This is a genomic window from Actinoplanes hulinensis, assembly GCF_019429605.1.
In the GTDB taxonomy this organism is placed as follows: Bacteria; Actinomycetota; Actinomycetes; order Mycobacteriales; family Micromonosporaceae; genus Actinoplanes; species Actinoplanes campanulatus.
Map to the genome: position 1 here is coordinate 25,763 of NZ_JAHXZI010000004.1, position 20,117 is coordinate 45,879.

Consider the following 20,117-nt stretch of genomic DNA (forward strand, 5'->3'; position numbering starts at 1 on the left):
CCGGCTGGCCCCAGCGCTGTTTGAACGCCACTGAAACAGCGCTGAGGGCCAGCCGGTGGGTCAGTAGACGTCGCGGACGTAGCGCTTGTCGGTGGCGAGCTGCTTCACGTAGGCGGTGGCGGCCTCCTCGGTGAGGCGGCCGTGGTGGACGGCGATGTCGTGGAGCGCGCGGTCGACGTCGCGGGCCATCCGGCTGGCGTCGCCGCAGACGTAGAAGTGGGCGCCCGCCTGGAGCCACGCCCAGAGCTGGGCGCCCTTCTCGCGCATCCGGTCCTGGACGTACACCTTGGTCCGCTGGTCGCGGGAGAACGCCGTGTCGAGGCGGCTCAGGATGCCGTCGGCGCGGAGTTCCTCCAGTTCGGCGGCGTAGTAGAAGTCGGTGCCGCTGCGCTGTTCGCCGAAGAACAGCCAGTTGCCGCCGGGTGCGCCGGTGATCTGCCGCTCCTCGAGGAAGCCGAGGAACGGGGCGACACCGGTGCCCGGCCCGACCATGATCATCGGGGTGTTCGGGTCGGTGGGCGGACGGAAGTGCGGCGCCCGCTGCGCGAAGACCGGGACCTCGGCGCCGGCGGCGGCGTCGGCCAGGTGGGTGGAACAGACACCCTTGCGGGACCGGCCACGATGGTTGTCGAAGCGGACCACCGAGACGGTGAGGCTGACCCGGCCGGGATCGGTGAGCGGGGTCGAGCTGATCGAGTAGTGCCGGGGTTGCAGCCTCTTGAGGACTCCGGCCCACTCCTGGGCGTTCGCCTCGACCCGGTGCTCGGCGAGCACGTCGACGGCCTGGCGGCCCCAGGTCCACTTCGCCAGTTCGCCCTTGTTGTCGGGGCGCAGCAGGGTCTTGAGGTGGCCGGCGCCGCTGCGTTCGGCGACGAAGCGGATCAGGTCGTTGGTGACCCGGGTGATGTCGAGGTGCCGGCCGAGGGCCTCACCGAGCGGCCGCGCACCGATCCGGTCCAGCTCGACCGGGGCGTCGGCGGGGAGGCCGGTGACGTCGAGCCATTCCTCGACGAGTTCGGGGCAGTTGACCGGCCACACGCCGAGCGCGTCCCCGGCCTGGTAGTCGAGCAGTCCCCCGGTGTCGAAGGTGAACCGTCGCACCTCCTTGGCCGACCCGGGCAGGCTGAGCAGCCGGTTTCCGACGAGCGCGGCGGTGAGCGGAGCGGCCTTGGTCGCCACAGGGCCGGGCGCGGGAATCGGGCCGGGTGCGGGAACGGGGCCGGACGGGGGAAGGACGACGGGTGTGGCGGCCGCGGCCCTCACGGCGATCGTGGCCTGAGCGGTCCGCACGGCCGGCGCCGGCCCCACCGCGGCGGGAGGGGACGTGGTCAGTGCGGTCAGGACCGAGTCGAGCCAGCCGTCGGCGGTCTCCTCGAAGTCGGGTTCGCAGTCGGCACGCGGCGCCAGCCGCACCGCGCCCAGTTCGGCCAGCCGCTCGTCGAGTCGCCGCCCGTGACCGCAGAAGTCGTCGTAGTTGGAGTCCCCGAAGGCGAGGACCGCGTACCGTTGGCCGTCCAGCCGGGGCGCGCCGTCGCCGGTGAGCGAGTCCCAGAACGTGGTCCCGTTGTCGGGCGCGTCGCCGTCGCCGAAGGTGCTGGTCACGACGAGCAGGTCGGCTCCGGGGTCGAGCAGGTCGGCGGCGGGCCCGTCCATGCCGAGGACGGTCACCTCCCGGCCGGATCCGGCGAGGCGGTCGGCGACGGTCCGGGCGAAGTCCTCGGCGTTGCCGGTCTGCGAGGCCCACAGCACCTGGAGGCGGTCCGCCGCCGGCTCCGCGGCGGGAGACCTTTCCCAACCCGGCGATGGTACGGGTGAGAGCACTCCGGCGAGCAGTCCGTTGACCCACATGGCGGTGGCGTGGTCGAACGGCGCACCGGCGGGCAGCACCGCCGGCCCGGGCCTGCTGGAGGCCCCGGCGAGGAATCCGGCGAGGTAGCGCCGCTGGTCCTCGGTCAGCTCCGGCGGCACCGTGTCGATGCCGAGCGTCTGCCCGAGCGCCCCGGGCAGGACCCCGCCGAGGCCGGCCGAGCCCACAGCGGTGGCACCGACGAGAGCCGGCGGCGGCAGCTCGCCGGGTGACGCGGGTGGGGCCGGTGGGGTGGGGCCGGAGGCGACCCGGGTGAGGGACACCGCGCACACCTTCAGCTCCGGCTGGAAGGAGATCGGGTCGACGGCGTCGCTGGTCACCGCGTTGACGCTGACGTATTCGCCGAAGAGGTCGTTCCAGTGCATCGGGGCGAAGCAGCTTCCGGGCAGCACCCGGTCGGTGACGACGGCGGGCAGGACGGCCCGGCCGCGCCGGGAGGCGATCTCGACGAGGTCGCCGGCCGCGATCTCGAACCATTCGGCGTCCACCGGGTTGATCTCCAGGAACGGCGCCGGGTTGAGCCGGTTCAGCTTGGCGATCCTGCCGGTCTTGGTCATGGTGTGCCACTGGTGCTGGAGGCGGCCGGTGTTGAGCACGAACGGGTAGTCGTCGTCGGGCATCTCGGCCGGGTCGACGTGCGGCCGGGCGTGGAAGACCGCCTTCCCGCCGGGTGTGGCGAACCGCAGGCCACCGTCGGCGGTGCGGTACCGGATCGGGTTGCGTGCGGGGCCGCCGGGCGCCGCCGGCCACTGGACCGGTCCCTCAGTGAGGCGCGCGTAGGTCACCCCGCTCAGGTCGTACCCGGTCTGTGGGTTCTTGAAGGTCTTGATCTCCTCGAGGATCTCCTCGGCGCTCGCGTAGGTGAAGGCGCTCGCGTAACCCATCTCGGCCGCGACGCGGGCGATGATCCGCCAGTCGGGCAGGGCCTCGCCGGGCGCCGGGACGACCGGGTGGACCAGGGTGAGGTTCCGCTCGGAGTTGATCATGATGCCGTCCGCCTCGGACCACATGGCGGCGGGCAGGGCGATGTCGGCGTACGCGTTGGTCTCGGTCTCGGCGAAGGCGTCCTGGGTGATCACCAGCTCGGCGGCCTCCAGCCCGGCGATGACCGTCCGCCGGTTGCCGACCGAGGCGACCGGGTTGGTGCAGACGATCCAGCAGGCCTTGATCTTCCCGGCCGCCATCTGCTCGAACATGTCGACGGTGCCCCGGCCGACCTCGGTACGCAACGTCCCGGCCGGCACGCCCCACACCGTCTCGGTGAACTCGCGGTCGGCGGGCGCCAGCACCGACCGCTGGCCCGGCAGCCCGGGGCCCATGTAGCCCATCTCGCGGCCGCCCATCGCGTTCGGCTGGCCGGTGAGCGAGAACGGGCCGCTGCCGGTACGGCAGATCGCGCCGGTCGCCAGATGCAGGTTGACCAGCGCGTTGGTGTTCCAGGTGCCGTGGGTGCTCTGGTTGAGGCCCATGGTCCAGAGGCTGACCCAGTTCCCGGCCGCGCCGATCCACTCGGCGGCGGTCCGGATGTCGGCCTCCGGGATGCCGGTCAGCTCAGCGACCCGGGCCGGGGTGTAGCCGGCCAGGAACGAAGGCATCGCCTCCCAGCCCTCGGTGTTCGCCGCGATGAAATCCGCGTCGATGTGCCCGTTCTCCAGCAACAGATGCAGCAGGCCGTTGAGCAGCGCGAGGTCGGCGCCGGGCCGGATCTGGAGGAAGAGGCCGGCCTTCTCGGCGGTGGTGGTGCGCCGCGGGTCGACGACGATCAGCTTCGCGCCGGCCTTGACCCTCTCCATCATCCGCAGGAAGAGGATCGGGTGGCAGTCGGCCATGTTGGAGCCGATCACCAGGAAGACGTCGGCGTGGTCCAGGTCGTCGTAGGACCCGGGCGGCCCGTCCGCGCCCAGCGACAGCTTGTAGCCGGTGCCCGCGCTGGCCATGCACAGCCGCGAGTTGGACTCGATGTTGTTGGTCCCGATGTAGCCCTTGACCAGCTTGTTCGCCAGGTACTGCGCCTCCAGGGTCATCTGGCCGGAGACGTACATGGCGAAGGCGTCCGGCCCGTGCTCGTCGATGATCGCGCGCAGCCGGCGCGCGGTCTCGCTGATCGCGGCGTCGGCGCTCATCGGCGCGGGGGCGGCGCCCCGGTCGGCGCGGATCAGCGCGGTGTCCAGCCGGCCGCCCGCGGCGAGCAGGTCGGCGCTGGTCGAACCCTTGGTGCACAGCCGGCCCGCGTTGGCCGGGTGGTCCCGGTCCCCGCTCGCCTTGATCACCCGCAACGGACCGTCATCCTGGCGCGCGACGTCGAGCACCATCCCACAGCCGACGCCGCAATACCCGCACACGGTTCGGACCCTGGTGACATCGGCAGCCACAGGCACCCCTTTCGGTTCGCCCCAAAAGTAGAAACCCCCGGTTTCCGCCTGGTCACTTGAAAGCGCATCCAGCATTACCCGCACGTCACAGTCGTCCGGGAAGCGGTTGTGAGTGGCCGCCGCCACAGAAGCGAACGAGCCGCACCGCCGGGCTTTCGACCCGGGGTACGGCTCGTTCGTCGTACGGGTGGTGTCAGCTCTTCTCGGCGGAAGCGGTCGCCTCGGCCTCGTCGCCGGCCTCGTCGCCGGACTTGGCGGCGTGCCGCGGCGCACCGGACCACTGGGCCGGGACGCCGTTGGCGGCGGCCGTCTTCGAGCCGCGGAGCATCAGCAGGACGCCGAGCACGGCCAGGATGAGGCCGAGCACGCCCAGGCCGATCGGGCCCCAGACGCCCACCAGGTTGAGCTTGGACTGGTTCGCCTTGACGGTGTCGGCGGACTTCGTCACGGTCGCGTCGGAGTAGACGAAGGTCGCGTCCAGCAGCACCTTGGAGCTGCCGTCGTTGCCGAGCAGCGTCTTCTTCTGCTGCTCCTGGACCTTGATGTACGCGCCGGTGACCGGGTCGACCCACACGGTACGGACGTTGCCGTACTGCACGGAGCCGGTGGTCGCGGTCGGCAGGAACTGGCCGAGCAGCAGCTTGACGCGGTCCTCCGGGAGAACCTGGGTCTCGTTCTCCAGCGTCTGGGTGAACTGGTAGGTCTCGACGCCCTGGATCTCTTCGGTCTTGACGAACTTGGCCGGCTTCGCGGTCAGGATGTCCCGGTCGAAGATGTCGTACGTCTGCTTCTCGGTCCCGAACGGGAACTTGTAGATCTGGCCCTTGTAGTCGACGGCCTCACGCTGACCGCCGGTGTCCAGCCACTGGCCGTCCCAGTCCACGGCCGCGCCGGTCTTGCGGTCCACGGCGAGCGAGGTGCTGTACGCGCTGATCAGCTCGCCCTCGGTGTTCTCGACCTGCTGGCCGGCGACCCACACCAGGGCGGTGCCGTCCAGGTCGCCGGTGAGCTTGGCGGTCTCGTCCGAGTCGGGCTGCACGGTGACGGTCGAACGCAGATCGCCGGTCTCGATGGTGGCCTTGCCGTCAGCGATCTGCATGTACGTCGCGTTCGGCGCCTCGGCGATCGACTGGGTCATCTCCATGTCGTACGGAAGCTGCTTGACGGTCGGTGCCACAACGAAGGCGAGGCCGCCGGCGAACACCAACGCCAAGACGCCGAAACCGAACAGCACGGTGCCGATGACGCGGGACTTCATATGTCCTCCACGAGGTGGAAATGGAATAGCGGCAGGAATGATGTATGCCGAGCTTGCAGGAGGTTACTAGAGAGTCACATCAGGAAGCGAGACCCCCGCCACATCTTCCTGAGCGACTGTTGAAACGGACCCACCCTCGCGCCGCAGCACGACGGTGAAATTCCATGTGAGGAACTCCCGCAGCACCGGCACCGAGGCGACCCACTGGGCCCACCAGGGGTGATACCTCGGGATCACATCGACCACCGTGACGTCTCCGGCACGGCGGGCGGCCCGGGTCCAGCGCATCATCCGTGCGGCGCTGACCGGGAAAAGCGTCTCCATGAACCGGTTCTTCGGCTCGTGCCCGTGAACCCGCAGGTAGCGGCGCCGGGCCCGGTCGCCGCCGAACCAGTGCCGGAACGGTCCGGTCTCGTGACCGCCGTGCGGAGACCACCACGGCGTGAAGGACACGAAGACGGTGCCGCCCGGCCGGGTCACCCGGACCATCTCGTCGAGCATCGCCTCCGGGTCGCTGACGTGCTCCAGCACGTTCGACGAGTAGCAGACGTCCAGGGAGCCGGTACGGATCGGCAGGGCGGTGCCGCTGCCACGGACCATCCCGCTCACCTTGGCGCCGGCCGCCGCGAAGTCACCGACCGCCGGGTCGAGGCCGAAGTACGCCGCCCCGGCCCGCTCGAACTCGGCGTTGAAGTAGCCGGGGCCGCCGCCGACGTCCAGCACCGTGGCGCCGTTCAGGTCGGCGTAGGAGCCGAGCTGGCCCACCGAGTCCTCGGCCAGCAGCGAGTAGAACCGGTCCGGGTCGGACTGCTCGACCAGGAACGTCCGGAACAGCCGGACCGACCGGCCAAGGGTGGCGCGGTGGGTGACGATCGGCTGATCGTCCACTGAGATCTCCTTCTCCGGCCGCCCCGAGGACGGAACCGCTGCCGCGGCGACCGCGCACACGGCGGCCAGCATCGCCAGCTGCACCGCGGCGCCGTACGCCCACTCCTGCCCGTGTCCCAGCAGCCTGCCGCCGACCGCGATCCCGACGCCCGTCGCGGCGGACCCGAAGGCCAGCCAGGGCAGGTAGCCCGGCCGCACCTGCCGCACGATCAGCGCGACCAGCAGGAACGCCACGCCCGCGACGCCGAGGACGACCGCCAGCGCGATCACCGGAAGAATCATCCAGCCGGCCCCACCGGGAACGGCGGCGAACCCCCGCGCGAGCGGGCGGACGGCCGGCACGGCACGGCGCCGTACCGGCAGCAACGCCAGGATCACGACCAGCAGGATGCATCCGGCACCGGCCGCGAGCCCCGTACGGTACGGCTCGTCCGGGGTGAACCGCAAGATCACCGTGCCGCCTTCGCCGGCCGGCAGGACGAACGCCTGCTGCCAGCCGTCGGCACGCACCGGGCGCAGCTCCTGACCGTCCAGGGTGGCGGCCCAGCCGGCGTTGTGGTTCTCGGGCACCACCAGCAGCGCCGCCTCACCGGCGGCGACCGTGACGGTCCGCTCGGTCGCCTCCCACGAGTCGACGGTGACGGCCCTGCGGGTCACCGCCGGGGCCCGGTCCGCGGCGCCGTCCGGAACGATCGTGGCCGTGTCGATCACGAACGCCGCCGACGGGACCGTACGCAGATGCTGGTCGCCGGCCGGGAGCCGCACCGACTCCACCGCGAAGTCGTCGCAGACGGTCACCGGGAGGGCGCGGCCGGCCCGGACGTCGCCGAGCGTGCCGGAGACCGAGGTGGGATAACTGACGCCGCCGATCTCGACCCGCGGCCCGGCGCCGCACGCGGCGGCCAGCGGGGTGCTGTCGGCCGCCGCGGTGAATCGCCCGCTCAGGCCGGGAACCTCGATCTCGGCGATCCCGGGCGGAGCCCGCCAGCCCTGCCCACGGGGATCGGCGATCACCGTCTGGGTCTCGCCGAGCACGATCTCCAGGCGGTCGGTGGTGACCGCCGGGAACCGCACCCATCCGTCGGTCCCGACCTCGGCGATCACGTCCTTGCCGGCCGCCCGGACGGAGACCCGGGTGGGGCGGGCCGCGGCCGGCGCCTCGGGCACGGTCAGCCGGACCCGGTCGATCCGGCGGTTGCCGGTCCAGCTCAGGGTGAACACCGGGTCCTCGTCGGTCGGCTCGGCCAGCCAGGCGGTGGCCGGGTCGCCGTCGACGGCCGCGTGGGCGCCCGCCGCCACGTCGCCCCCGAGCACCGTCGAGGCGGAGGCCGTGACCGGCAGCCGCAACGGGACCGTGGCGCCGGGCCGGGCCTGGGCGGTGAACCGCAGGTCGTAGGTGGCGTCCACCGGGGTGGTGAAGTACCGGTCCAGGCCGAGCGGCTCCTCGCCCTGCCGGGCGAGGAACTGGTCGCACCGGACGCCGGCGCCCGCCGTCGAGGCCGGGAAGCAGACGCCACGCTGCTGCGCGTCACGTTCGAACGCGTAGGACGGCACCACGGCGGTCTTCTGATCGCGGGGGGTGCGCAGGCCCCGCTCCGCGTCCAGGCCGGGGATGCCCAGCTCGCGCAGGGCGACCGCACCCTGGTAACCGCTCCGCAGGGCGAGCACGGTGACGCGGACGCCGGCGGTGAGCCCGGGCAGGGTGGAGAGCTTGTGCGGTCCGGGAGTCTCCGGCACCAGCCGGTCCACGATCCCCTGGTCGGTGGTGAGGCGGACCATCACCACCGGGGCGGCGATCCGCAGGTCGCTGGAGAAGTCGACGGTCACCGCGGTGACCCGTTTGGCGGTGCCCAGTTCGACGTCGATCCACTGCCCGGCGCCGGGCTGGAGCGGATCGGACCGCCAGGCCGTCGACGGGTCGCCGTCCAGGGCCGCGAACGGCATTCCGGACGGGTCGCTGGAGCCGACCGAGTCGGCGAAGCCGATGCTGCTGGACGCCTCGACCGAGCGGATGCCCTGGTACTCGGCGACGGTCTGGTGGCCCTTGCCGTCGAACGGGATCAGGTCGGTGCGCACCCGGCCCTGCCTGGTCTTCTCCGACCGGGTCAGGGTCTGGCTGACATTGTCGCGGACCCGGCCGATGTTGAGCTCACGGCGGCGCAGACCGTCGGTGACGATCGGCCGTGCCGCCGACTCTCCCTCGGCCAGGCCCAGGTCACCGCCCGCCTCGCCGGCCAGCACGGCCGGCTGCTCGCCGTTGATCAGCCGCTGTTCCAGGGCGCCCAGCAGGGATTCCGGGCCACCGCTGACCACCGGCACGTCGGTCAGCCGGGTGGCGGAGATCTGCGCGACGGTACGGGAGACCTGGTAGATCTCGATCGACGGGACCGACACGTTCGCGTCGACCGGACTCGGCTCCGGACCGCCGGCGCTCACCCGCGGACCGAATTCGGCGGCGAGGTCCAGGCCGGGCGAGCCGGCGATCGCCTGGCGGACCACCGCGATCGGGGGCGCACCGGAGGCGGCCCGGTCCAGGTCATGGCGGACCAGCAGGTACTGGTAGCCGGAGCGGGCCAGGAACTCGGCCAGGGCGGGTGAGCCGCGGCCCTGTTCGAGCACCGCCTCGACCGCGTCCATCACCCGGATGTTGCCCTCCGAGCTGAGCGGGATCTGGTTGCGGGTGGACCAGGGCGCGCCGGCCAGGGCCTGCATCGGCTCGTCGACCGTCCGGCCCCAGGTGTGCTGGGCGAACCCGGAGCCCGGGACGACCAGGGTGCGCGCCTGCGCGTTCTGGTCGGCGAGCCAGGACGCCGCCGCCCGCCAGTGGGACGGCATCTCGGTCCAGCCCGGTCCCGGGCGCAGCAGCGCCATCCCGGCCGGGGCCGCCGCGACCACCAGCAGCAGCGCGATCACCGGGCTCGCCGGCACCCGCAGCCGCGGCCACCGCCAGGTGAAGGGCTTGCTGGCCAGGTACGCGAGGCCCAGCGCGATGGGCAGGCGCAGCACCGGCTCGAACTTGTGCACGTTGCGCAACGGGGCGAGCGGGCCGTCCAGCAGCTCGCGGACGATCGGGGCGAACGGGCTGTCGAGCGTGCCGACGTACCCCACGGTCAGCAGGGTGAGGCCGGTCAGCGCGCCGATGATCAGAAAGCGCCGCTCGGGCAGGCCGCGCATCGCGAGACCGGTCAGGCCGAGCGCGGCGACCAGCGCGCTCGCGGCCATCAGCACCGGGTTGTCGACCAGAGCCCAGCCGGCCGGCCACCACGGGTCGCCCTGGACGATGTAGCCGACCCACTGGTTGGTGCCGCGTGCCGCCTGGAAGAGCGAGGTGACCGCGGTGGTGGTTCCGGACGACTCGATGAAGTCCAGGAAGGGCAGGCTGTACTCGCCGAACAGCAGCAGCGGAACGATCCACCACAGGGTCGTGCCGATGACGCAGACGCTCCACCAGAGGATCAGCCCGAGGAGCTGCCGGTCCCAGCGCCGGGTGATCAGCCACAGTCCGGGCAGCACCAGGGCCATGACCACCGCGGCCGCGTTGATGCCGCCCATGAAGAGCACGGCCAGCGCGGAGAGCGCGGCGGCCCGGCGGGCGGAGCCGATGCGGCGCCAGGCGACGAGCGGCAGCATCACCCACGGCAGGAAGACGACCGGCAGCATCTCCGAGGAGAGCGGCCCGATCTCGGTGAGCATCCGGGGCGCCAGAGCGTAGGCGAGCGCGCCCACGATGCGGCCGGTGTCGGTGCCGATCCGCAACGCGCGGGCCAGCAGCAGGGTGCCGAAGTAGGCGGCGCACAACAGCAGCGCGCACCAGACCCGCTGGGTGATCCACGGGGGTACGCCCAGCAGGTCACCGGCGGCGAAGAACGGGCCCATCGGGAACAGGTAGCCGTACGCCTGCTGCTGCAGCTCGCCGGAGGCGGACCACGGGTTCCACAGGTGCAGGGCCCGTTCCATGAAGGCGATCGGGTTCTCGGCCATGTCGAGCTTGGTGTCGAAGGTGACGCGGCCGGGACGCTGGAGGAACGCCAGGACGACGAGTACCACGGCACCGCCGACGGCGAGCATGTGACGGCTGGGACTCGGCGGTGCGGTGGTGTTCACAGCAGTCGTCCGCCCCCGGAGGGCAGAGGTCATCGGCGGCACTCCGGAGGCAGGCAGCTGAATTCGGCCAGCGCAGTGTAGAAGATCTGGCGAATTCCGGAAGGTTTCTCGGTCAGGGCGACCTGACCGCCGGTGGCCCTGGCGATCTGGTTGAGCTCGGCCGGGTCGATCTCCGGGCCGACGCCGATGAAGAGGATCGGCAACGGACGCTTGCGGTCGACGAGTTCGCCCAGCTCACGCAGGAGTTCGGCGCGCTTGATACCGCTGGCGTTGTCGTCGGTTCCATCGGTCAGGATCAACACCATGTTGATCCGGCCCGGCGTCCAGTTGCGCGTGGCGTCCCGGTACGCGGCAAGGGCCGTGTCGTAGAGACCGGTCTTCCCGTCGGGCTCCGCCTCCATCCGGCCGACCTTGCGGATGATCTCGTCGCGGCGCGGGCCGATCGGGCCGACCGGGACCACCTCGCGGTAGTCGCGCTTGCCGACCAGGTCGGTCGAGTACTCCCAGACGCCCAGCTCGGTGGTGGGCAGCAGAAGCTTCACGCCGTCCTGTGCGGCCTTGATCGTGGCGTCCATCCGGGACTCGGTGGCGCCGGGAGCCGGCGCGGCCATCGAGCCGGAGATGTCGAAGACGGCCAGCATGCGGGCGCTGATGTGCACCCCGCCCCACGCGTTGAGCAGCGTCTCCGCCTCGTTCTCGGAGGGCAGCGGGGCGGGCGCGTAGGCGGCGGTACGCACCTTCGTGGCGGTCACGATGCCGGCCGGAACCCCGCCGGACGGCGTGCGCAGCCCGTGCCCGGCGACCACCTCGGCGCCCTTGTCGGCGAGGAGCGCGCGCAGCAGCTCGGCGGCATACTCGCGCGGCTCCTCCTCGGCGGTGATCACCGCGTACGGGTAGTCGGGGCTCGGCACCGCCTTACCCGGATAGATCGCGACCTGCTTCTTCCCGCCGTCGGCCGCGAACAGCACCTGCTGCTCACTGGTGATCACGGCGGTCTCGCCCTTGCCGGGGGCCACCGGGTCCGGTGCGGCCTCGCCCGCGGTGGACACGGTGTACGGCGAGAGCCGCCGCATGATGCCCGCGGTGGACGGCGCGTGCCCCTTGGCGATGTCCCGGATGCCGACCAGTGCGCCGAAGCCGAGCGGACTGGTCGCCGGGTCCGGCAGCGCGACCGGGACCGGCGGCTTCGCGGCGCCGATCAGGCGCTGCCAGCTCAGGCCCCGCTTGCCGGCGAGCCGGGCCGCGGTGCCCTCGTCGAGGGCGAGCACGATGGGGGTGGTGGCCACCGAGACGCCCTCGGCCGGCACCCCGAACGCGCCGACCGCGCGGGCGCGGCGCAGCCAGAGGGTCGACTCGGGCAGCCACACGTCGGGGACCTGGGTCACGGTGGGCACGGCCCCGGCGGCCGCGGCGGCACTCGCGCCGGACGACGTTGCTCCGGCCGGGCTCGCCGACGCCGGATCGGAGGCCGCGACATCCGAGTCGATTCGCGCGACCGTGCGCAGCACCTCCGCCGACTCGCGCTCCTCGATCACCAGATCGAGACAGGCGTCGCGGGCGCTCAGCCGGGAGGCGATCTCCCGCACCGGCGAGGCGATGCTCGGCGCGGCGGCGACCCGCAGCGTGGTCCGTTCGGAGCACGGCGGTTCACTACGAGTTCGATCGATATACGTAAATCCAGACCAACCGGCGAGAACCGCGATAAGCGCGATACTCAGCACCGTGACCGGCCAGAACTCCGGTCGCGAGCGGAGACTCCCTTCGCTCACGCGGCTCCTTCCGAGGTAACGCAACCGTTGCGAACGCGCCTGAGCTGACCTACTGTGACGCGACCGCGAATCGTACTCGCTAGTAGGGGTGGCAGAGTAGACCATGACGGATGCCCGCGGCGGTCACGTCCTGTTCCTCAACTGGCGGGACACCAAGCACCCCGAGGGCGGGGGCTCAGAGCTGTACCTCGACCGGGTGGCCACGGAACTGGTGCGCCACGGGTACCGCGTGACCCTGCTCTGCCAGGCACACGGGACCGCACCGGCGGAGGAGACGACCCCGGACGGCATACGGATAGTCCGCCGAGGTGGACGCCACACTGTGTACCTTCTGGCCGCTCTCACCTACCTGTTCGGCTTTCTCGGCATCGGACCTCTGTCCAGGCGCCGTCACGGCCGGCCGGATCTGCTGATAGACGTCGGCAACGGCATGCCGTTCCTTAGCCGTGTCTACGCCCGCAAACCGGTGATCGTGCTGGTCCACCACGTGCACCGGGAGCAGTGGCCGGTGGTGTTCGGCCCCCGGCTGGCCCGGATCGGCTGGTGGATCGAGTCGGTTCTGGCGATCCGGGTCTACCGGCGCTGCCAGTACGTGACGGTCTCCGAGTCGACCCGTGAGGAACTGGTCGGGCTGGGTGTGGACCGGCACCGGATCTCGGTGGTGCACAACGGGACACCCGAGGTGACCGGGCCGGCGCACCCGCGGACCGCGCATCCGAGCCTGATGGTGCTCGGCCGTCTCGTGCCGCACAAGCGGGTCGAGTTCGCGTTGCGGGCCACCGCGCTGCTGGCCCTGGAGCTGCCCACGGTCGAGCTGGTGGTGGCCGGGCAGGGCTGGTGGGACGAGCCGCTGCGGCAGCTCACCGCCGACCTGGGGATCGAGGACCGGGTCCGGTTCACCGGCTTCGTCACCGAGGAGCACAAGCACCAGTTGCTCTGCCAGTCGTGGCTGCTGCTGATGCCCTCGCTCAAGGAGGGCTGGGGTCTGACCATCGTCGAGGCCGGCGTCCGGGGCACGCCCTCGGTGGCGTTCCGCTCCGCGGGTGGCGTCGCCGACGCGATGGCCGACGGCGAGACCGGCGTGCTCGTGGAGAACGAGTACGACTTCTTCCTCCAGGTCCGCGCGCTGCTGCTGGACGCCTCCCGGCGTACCGGGATGGGCCTGGCCGCCGCCGTGCACGCCGGCGCCTTCACCTGGGAGAAGGCCGGCCAGGGGTTCTCCCAGGTGGTGGCGCGGCAGCTGAACGGCGGCCAGCGCGGCCACCAGGTCCCGGCCGACCAGCCGGCCTGAGGCCGCGACCGGACGGGTCACGGCCTCGGACCGGATACGGTCAGGAAACCGCCGGCGCCACCGGCCGCGCCGTCACGACGTTGCTCGGAAGGCTGTCGCCACCGTAGCCGGCCGCGACCATCCGGAACTGGTAGTCGCTGCCGTTGGTGAGATCACCGACGATCATCGTGCAGCAGGTGGTGACCGGGATGCTGGTCCTGGTGAAACCGGTCTGGCCCGCGGACACGTTCCGGATCTCGACGAAGTGCCAGTTGTCCGCGCTCCCCTGCCACGTGAGCGACACCTGGCCGTTGCCGGGGACGACCTGGAGGCCGGTCGGCGCGGGCGGGGGCGGGAAATCGGCGATCGCGGTGTCCGGCGCCGACAGGACCGACTCACCGGTGCCACCCAGGGCGCTGACCGCGAACTCGTACTCGTGAGCCTCCTCTAGCCCGCCGGCGACCATCGTGCAACAGGTGGTGACCGGCCAGGCCAGCTTGGTGTACTCGGTCTGGCCCGTTGTCACGTCCCGCTGGTAGATGTAGAACCAGGTGCCGGCGTCCGGATAGGACCAGGTCAGCTTGATCGTGCCGTCGGTCTGGGCGGTGGCGTTCAGATTCGTCGGCGCGGGCGGCGGCGGGTACTTCGCGATCGCCGACACCGTCTCCAGGACTTCCGACTCGCCGCCGTTGCTCGTGGCGGCGACCTGGTACTCGTACTCGTGGTCGTGGACCAGGCCACCGGCGACCATCGTGCAACAGGTGGTGATCGGCCAGGCCAGCTTCGTGAAGGTGGTCTCCCCCGCGGACACGTCCCGCTGGTACACCCAGAACCAGCTGGTCGCGTCGACGTGCGACCAGTTCAGCCGGATGGTGCCGTCGGCCTGCGCGGCGGCCGAGAGCCCGGTGACCGGCAGAGGCCGGCTGTAGAACGCGGTCTCCGTGACCGTCGCCGACGGAGCCGAGGTCCCGCCACCGTGCACGGCGACCACGTGGAAGGCGTACTCGTGCCCGTTGCCCAGCCCGGTCACGGTGAGGGTCGTGTCGAGCGGGCTCGGATCCCACAGGCGGGTCGCCTGGGTCTCGCCCGCGTCCAGGTCCCGCCGGAACACCTCGTAGCGCCAGACGTTGGGGACCCCGGTCCAGTTCAGCGTGATCGATCCGCCGTCCGACGCGACCGCGGTCAGCCCGGACGGGGCGGCGGGCGCCGGGATCGTCACCGTGGCCGCGGCCGTCGCCGACTGAGGGCCGGCGCCGGTGGCGTTGACGGCCGCGACGCGGAACTCGTAGCGGTGCCCGGTGCGGTAGAAGTTGGTGACCGTGCGCGACGTCGTGGACACCCCGGTCGCCACCCGGGTGAAGTGCGTCTGCCCGGCGGTCACGTCCCGCTCGAAGATCGAGTACGTGAGCCCGGTCCCGGCCGGGGCCTGCCAGGCGAGCTGGACGGCGCCGGCGCTGCCCGGGGTGGCGGTCAGGCCGGTCGGCGCGGCGGGGACCAGCGCCGGGTCGGGCACCGGCAGGGGCCAGCCGACCTCCACGAAGCGCGGCCGGTACCGGGTGACGTCCGTGTAGACCGACCCGCCGTCCAGATTGTTGACGTTGTAGGAGACCAGGAGCTTGCCCGAGCGCGCCAGTTCCGGGTGCAGCCGGGAGTCGTAGACCATGGCGCCCGGGACGCCCACCGGCTCCGGCGCGGTGAACAGGAGGGACGGGCCGGTGAAGGGACCGGTGGGTGACGTCGCGGTGTAGGCGACGAAGTCGGAGGAGAACGTCTGGTTCGTCTCCTGGGTGACGAGGACGTAGGTGCTGCCCACCTTCTGGACCCCGAACCCGGCGCCCACTCCGGACAGCAGGCGCGCCGAGGCAGACTCGGAGTTGCTCCACGTGCTGCCGGTCCAGAACTGCCACGCGGTGGCGAGGCCACGCGAGGACCGGACCCTGGCCAGGTGGGCGAACCGGAGCTGCTCGGCGTCCTCGGCGCCGTAGATGTAGGTGTAGGTGCCGTCCTCGACGATCGCGGAGCCCCAGGCGACCCGGCTGCCGTATCCGCGGTCGGTGACGCTGGTGACCGTCATCCCCGGCAGTGCGAAGGTGACCACCGCGCTGTCGACCAGCGCGAAGTCGAGCGGGCCGCTGCCGGTGGGGCTCATTCGCTGGTAGACGGCGCGGAGGGTGCTGCCCTCGACGGTCCCGTCGCCGACCCAGTACCGGTCGCCGCTACCGGCGGGCGGCTGCACCAGCGATTTCGGGGCCGCCGCGGTGCCACCGTGCAGGGTGTCGACGAGCTTCGCCCCGTCCTGCAGCACCACCGAGTTGTTGATCATGGGAGTGTTCGCCGGAAGCCCGCCGCCGGGGTTGACCGGACCGACCAGGGTGTCCGAGAAGAACCAGGCGTTACGGCCGTCCGGCAGCGGCACGGACACGGTGCTGTCACCGCTGGTCCACTCGCCACCGGTGTTGCCGTACGCGTTGAACTCGGTGTTGAGCGCCGCCGCCGACATGCCGCCGGCCGGCAGGGCCGCCGTGGCGGGCGTCGCGGTCGCGACCAGCGCTGTCGTCAGGACGGACAAAGCGGCGGCCGAGGTGATCGGCACGCGCAACAAGGATGTGATCGACAAGGAACCTCCCGTGTAGGCCCCCATCGTTGATCACTTCATTTGAATATGTCCATTGAACGATGGTCATCAAGATCAATCCGTCCGGATGTGGCCACCCGGCACCGCACTGAGTAACATCGATCAATTTTTGTCGATCCCTGAACGACGACAGCCGACCGGCGATCCCGCCGGTCGGCTGTCGGTGTTTCCTTGCTCAGCGGGAGCCGTAGGCCGCCGCACCCTGCTGCGGATCGGTGCTGCTCACGCTAGCGACGTGATCGGCGGAGGGATTCAGGGCGCTGACCGCCGCGAACACTCCGACGACCCCGAGGATGCCCCCGGCAAACGTCGCAACAATGAACGTGGCCAGTTTGGCCATGATCTTTCCTCCCCGGTTCGGTGGGTGCGCGGACAGTACCACGATCTACTACCCAGTAGCAGTAGTGCAAGAACGCCGCTGACCACGACCGCCGCGGCCAGCAGATGGGCGGCCAGAACGGCAGCCCGGCGGCCGGCGCCCGCCTCCTTCAGGACCGCGGGAGCCGCCGGGTTCTCCCACAGTTGGAGGTACCGGCCGTCGTACACCAGGCGCAGGCCCGAGACGACGGACTCATCCGGCTCCCGATGGCTCCGGGCCACCAGCACCCAGCGGGTTCCCGCCTCGGCCGCGGGACGGCCCCGCGCCAACAGCGCGCCCACGGCGGCGGCCCGCGGGCTCTCCCCCTCGACCGTCACCGGACCGACCCGCAGCGCGTCGTTCATCAGCACCGGCACGTCCAGGTACCGGGGCGCCGGATCCCGGATCACCACGCCGCCGGCCCAGCCGTACCGCTGATAGCCCTCGAACGGCAACGAGAGCACCTCGCCGGGCCGCTCCCGCACCAGGGCCGCCACCGCGCCGAAATCGGCCGGGTACCGCACCGGCCGCAACTGCCCCATCGCACCGAACGCGAGGTCCGGCAGCAACACCACCGGCAGCAGGGCGGCCGCGGCGAGCAGCGTCCGGCCGACGGCCGGATCCCAGCAGCGCGCCACACGCTCGGCGAACAACTCCGCGCCGAGCGCGAAACCGAGAGCCAGGACCAGGGCGTACGGGATGAGGAACTTCTGCCCGTCGCGCAGGAGCCCGCCGCCCGGCACGTGCACGACCGCCCACTCCAGCAGCACGGCTGCCGGGGTCACCCCGGCCAGCGCCAGCAGGAACCCGGCGCCGGCCAGCACGAACAGCCGTACCGTGCCGTCCGGGCGGCGCCGGCGCAACTCACGCAGGCCCGGCACGGCCACCGCCAGCAGCAGCACGGTCACCAACGGGACCAGCACCGACTCGCGGCTGGCCGGCACGGTCTGCGCGTTCCAGATGCCGCCGGTCCCGGCCAGCGCCGTCCAGACGCCGGCCCAGTTCTCCGCCCGCGCGGCGAACTGGGCCACGCCCTCGGGATCGGACGTTCCACCGGCCGGAGCCGTCAGGGCAGCCACCAGCCAGGGCATGTTCAGGGCGGCCACCGCGGCCAGGGCGACGGCGGTCACCCGCCGCCGCAGCGGCAACAGCACGGCGACGGTCGCCAGCGCGATCAGGCCGCCGGTCGGCGTCAGCGCGGCGGGCGCGGCCGCGACCACCAGGCGGGGCAGGCCGCCGCGCCGGCCGGCCCGCATCTCACCCGCCGCGAGGATCAACCAGGGCAGGCAGGCGTACGCCAGGAGCAGCACCCACTGGCCCAGCAGGAGACGTTCGGCGAGGTACGGCGTCCACGCGTAGGCCAGAGCCGCCACCACGCGGGGCAGCAGCCGGGTGCTCGGCAGCAACCGGGCGGCTCCGAGTGCGGCCAGGTAGACGATCGCCACCAGCGCGATCCGCTGCAACAGCCAGCCCGGCATCACGAGGCTCGCCGCCGACACCGCGGCGTCCAGCGGCACGGCCCGTGGCAGCGCGTCGGCCGGGGCCAGCATCTCCCAGGTCATCGGCTGCCGGGGCACGAACGTCATGTCGTAACGCAGCACGTATCCCGGCAGTGCGAGGGGAGCCAGCACCACGGCGGTCACCGTGGCGGCGACGCTGTGGAGGACGAACCCCTGGCGCACTATCCGGCCGGCGCCGGAACGACGTTCCCGACCACGATCTCGTCGGTGCACACCCCGGCCGCGGGGTCGAGGACCTTCAGCTCGATCGAGTCGCCGCCGCCGTGGGCGAGCAGGAACATCGCGTTCAGCCCCTGATGCACGTCGAAGGGCACGACCTCACCGTCACCGAGCCGCAGCGTCGCCGACGTGTTGCGGTCGCTGAGGTAGGCGATCCGGACCACGTGCCAATAGTCGATGACGCCCGAGGCCAGCGGAACCTGAACCGGAGATCCGGTGACCCGGTACCCGCAGCCCGGTTGAGGCCCGGGTTCGGCGGCGACGCCGGTCACCCACGCCGGCCGCACGTGCCCGGCCTCGTCGAGGACAGACAGGTCGCGAGACTGGGTGACGAAGATCGGGCCGTCCGCGAGCGGCGCGAAGAACTCGGACTGCTTGTTGTACGGCGCGGACAGCGGGCCGACCACACCCTCGGGCACCGGCTGATCCATGAACACCGTGCCGGCCGGTGCGCCGGCCAGGTCGGCCCGCGCGGTGGCCAGATAGTCGCGGCCCTGTTTGATCGCCCACTGGTCGCCGAATCGCACGGCGGTGAAGGCGGTGCTCAGCACGAGCGCCGCCAGACCACCGATCAGCAGGCGGGGGGCCAGCGCGCTGCCGCTCAGCGCGGTCCATCGCGGCGCGGGGGCGGCGGGCTCCGGCTGGTCGCGCCGCAGGCCGCAGAGCGCGGCTCCGGCGGCGATCGCGGCGACCACGACGACGTCCGCGATGTACCGCGGCACCGCGCCGGCCACGCCGCTGAACACCGAGCCGAGCCGGGTCGAGCCGAGCAGCCCGGCGACCAGGGCGGAGTAGAGCAGCACCAGCAGCCAGGCACGCCCGGCCGCGGCGCCGCGCAGCCACACGGTGAAGGCCACGAAGGCGAGCACCACACCCACGCCGGTCCACCGGGCGATCACCGAGGGCGCGGTGATCGGGGCGCCGTCACCCGCGGCGAGCCAGGCCCACGGACCGCCGACCAGGCCGGGCAGCAGGGTGTGCCCGAACATCTGGGTCAGGAAGGTGAGCACCTCGTCGACCGAGGCGGGCTTGCGCAGCGAGGACGTGGACCGGGACAGGTAGAACAGCAGGAAGGTCGCCGAGACGAAGGTGAGCACCGCCCAGGACTGCCACCACCGGGTCACGGCGGTGAACAGCGACCGGAACGGGCCGCCCCGCGTGTAGAGGCAGAGTGTCAACAGGAAGACCAGGGCGACCGACAGGATCGCCTTCTCGAAGAAGGCCAGACCCAGCAGCACCGACAGGCCCAGCGTGAGCAGGTGCACAGGTCGCCGGGTCCGGATGTACTTCACCTGGGCGCCGACCGCCAGGACCATGGCGAGCTGCATCGGGATCATGTTGATCCCGACCGCCCACCACGAGGTGGCCTCCAGCGTGAGCGGGCTGAACAGGAAGACCGTCAGCGGAACCAGCAGGCTCCAGCCGGGCTCCAGCATCAGGACGAGCAGCCGGTAGAACGCGATGCTCAACACCGCCTGACCGATGACGATCAGCGCCAGGTACGGCCCGTAGCCGAAGCCGCCGGCGTGGTGCGTCAGCCAGGTGACAAGCTGTCCGGCCGGCATGAGGTGGTTGTTGAAGAGCGCGAAAAGATAGCCCGGAGTCGGGTCGAACCTCTCCGCCATCGAGATCAGCGGGAAGTCGTCGAACGCCAGGTATCCCCGGCCGGCGATCGCGGCCCTGGCGGCGACGCTCACCACGATGAGCGCGGCGGCGACGACCCCCACGGTGAGACTGATGCCGGCGGCCGGCCGGCCGGCGGCCGGTGCGGGCGCGGGACTGCGTTCAGGAGGCGGGGCCAAGGACACGACAGCAGGTTGCCACAGCGCCACCGCTTTGGACAGGCCGGGTGAACAA

Annotated in this window: 8 protein-coding genes; 1 reads left to right on the top strand and 7 read right to left on the bottom strand. The window is 71.8% G+C overall.

The window, feature by feature from the left end; all coding sequences use genetic code 11:
• Nucleotides 1-60: 60 nt before the first annotated feature.
• The 4 genes from KZ829_RS08700 to KZ829_RS08715 all read right to left on the bottom strand — a co-directional run bounded on the left by KZ829_RS08700 (nucleotide 61) and on the right by KZ829_RS08715 (nucleotide 12,363).
• Entirely contained in the window at nucleotides 61-4,239 is a 4,179-nt protein-coding gene (locus tag KZ829_RS08700) for a bifunctional nitrate reductase/sulfite reductase flavoprotein subunit alpha (protein ID WP_308285393.1), read from the bottom strand.
• A gap of 193 nt (nucleotides 4,240-4,432) precedes the next feature.
• On the bottom strand, nucleotides 4,433-5,497 hold the full coding sequence (gene pgfA / locus KZ829_RS08705; protein WP_220143340.1) for a cell envelope lipid trafficking protein PgfA: 1,065 nt from the start codon (nucleotides 5,495-5,497) through the stop codon (nucleotides 4,433-4,435).
• Between the two features lie 66 nt (nucleotides 5,498-5,563).
• Nucleotides 5,564-10,522: an alpha-(1->3)-arabinofuranosyltransferase domain-containing protein gene (locus KZ829_RS08710; protein ID WP_246635314.1), complete on the bottom strand. Its 4,959-nt coding sequence runs from the start codon at nucleotides 10,520-10,522 to the stop codon at nucleotides 5,564-5,566.
• Nucleotides 10,519-12,363 carry a substrate-binding domain-containing protein gene (locus KZ829_RS08715; protein WP_246635315.1) on the bottom strand — a complete coding sequence of 615 codons (1,845 nt, stop codon included), beginning with the start codon at nucleotides 12,361-12,363 and terminating at the stop codon, nucleotides 10,519-10,521. The genes KZ829_RS08710 and KZ829_RS08715 overlap by 4 nt, the downstream gene beginning before the upstream one ends.
• On the opposite strand from KZ829_RS08715, the gene KZ829_RS08720 reads away from it, so the two are divergent.
• The gene (locus KZ829_RS08720) at nucleotides 12,362-13,549 is read left to right on the top strand and encodes a glycosyltransferase family 4 protein (RefSeq protein WP_220143342.1); all 1,188 of its coding nucleotides are present in this window, start codon (nucleotides 12,362-12,364) and stop codon (nucleotides 13,547-13,549) included. The genes KZ829_RS08715 and KZ829_RS08720 overlap by 2 nt on opposite strands.
• A gap of 40 nt (nucleotides 13,550-13,589) precedes the next feature.
• Here KZ829_RS08720 and KZ829_RS44440 read toward each other — a convergent pair whose 3' ends face one another.
• The 3 genes from KZ829_RS44440 to KZ829_RS08735 form a co-directional block, all read right to left on the bottom strand.
• A complete protein-coding gene (locus tag KZ829_RS44440) occupies nucleotides 13,590-16,121 on the bottom strand; it encodes a DUF5005 domain-containing protein (protein WP_220143343.1) in 2,532 nt (843 codons plus the stop codon).
• 294 nt (nucleotides 16,122-16,415) lie between these two features.
• Nucleotides 16,416-18,254, bottom strand: coding sequence for an MmpA family trehalose lipid delivery protein (locus KZ829_RS08730; RefSeq protein WP_504739911.1), 1,839 nt, complete (start codon nucleotides 18,252-18,254; stop codon nucleotides 16,416-16,418).
• The gene (locus tag KZ829_RS08735; protein ID WP_220143344.1) at nucleotides 18,203-20,068 is read right to left on the bottom strand and encodes a hypothetical protein; all 1,866 of its coding nucleotides are present in this window, start codon (nucleotides 20,066-20,068) and stop codon (nucleotides 18,203-18,205) included. The genes KZ829_RS08730 and KZ829_RS08735 overlap by 52 nt, the downstream gene beginning before the upstream one ends.
• Nucleotides 20,069-20,117: the final 49 nt, after the last annotated feature.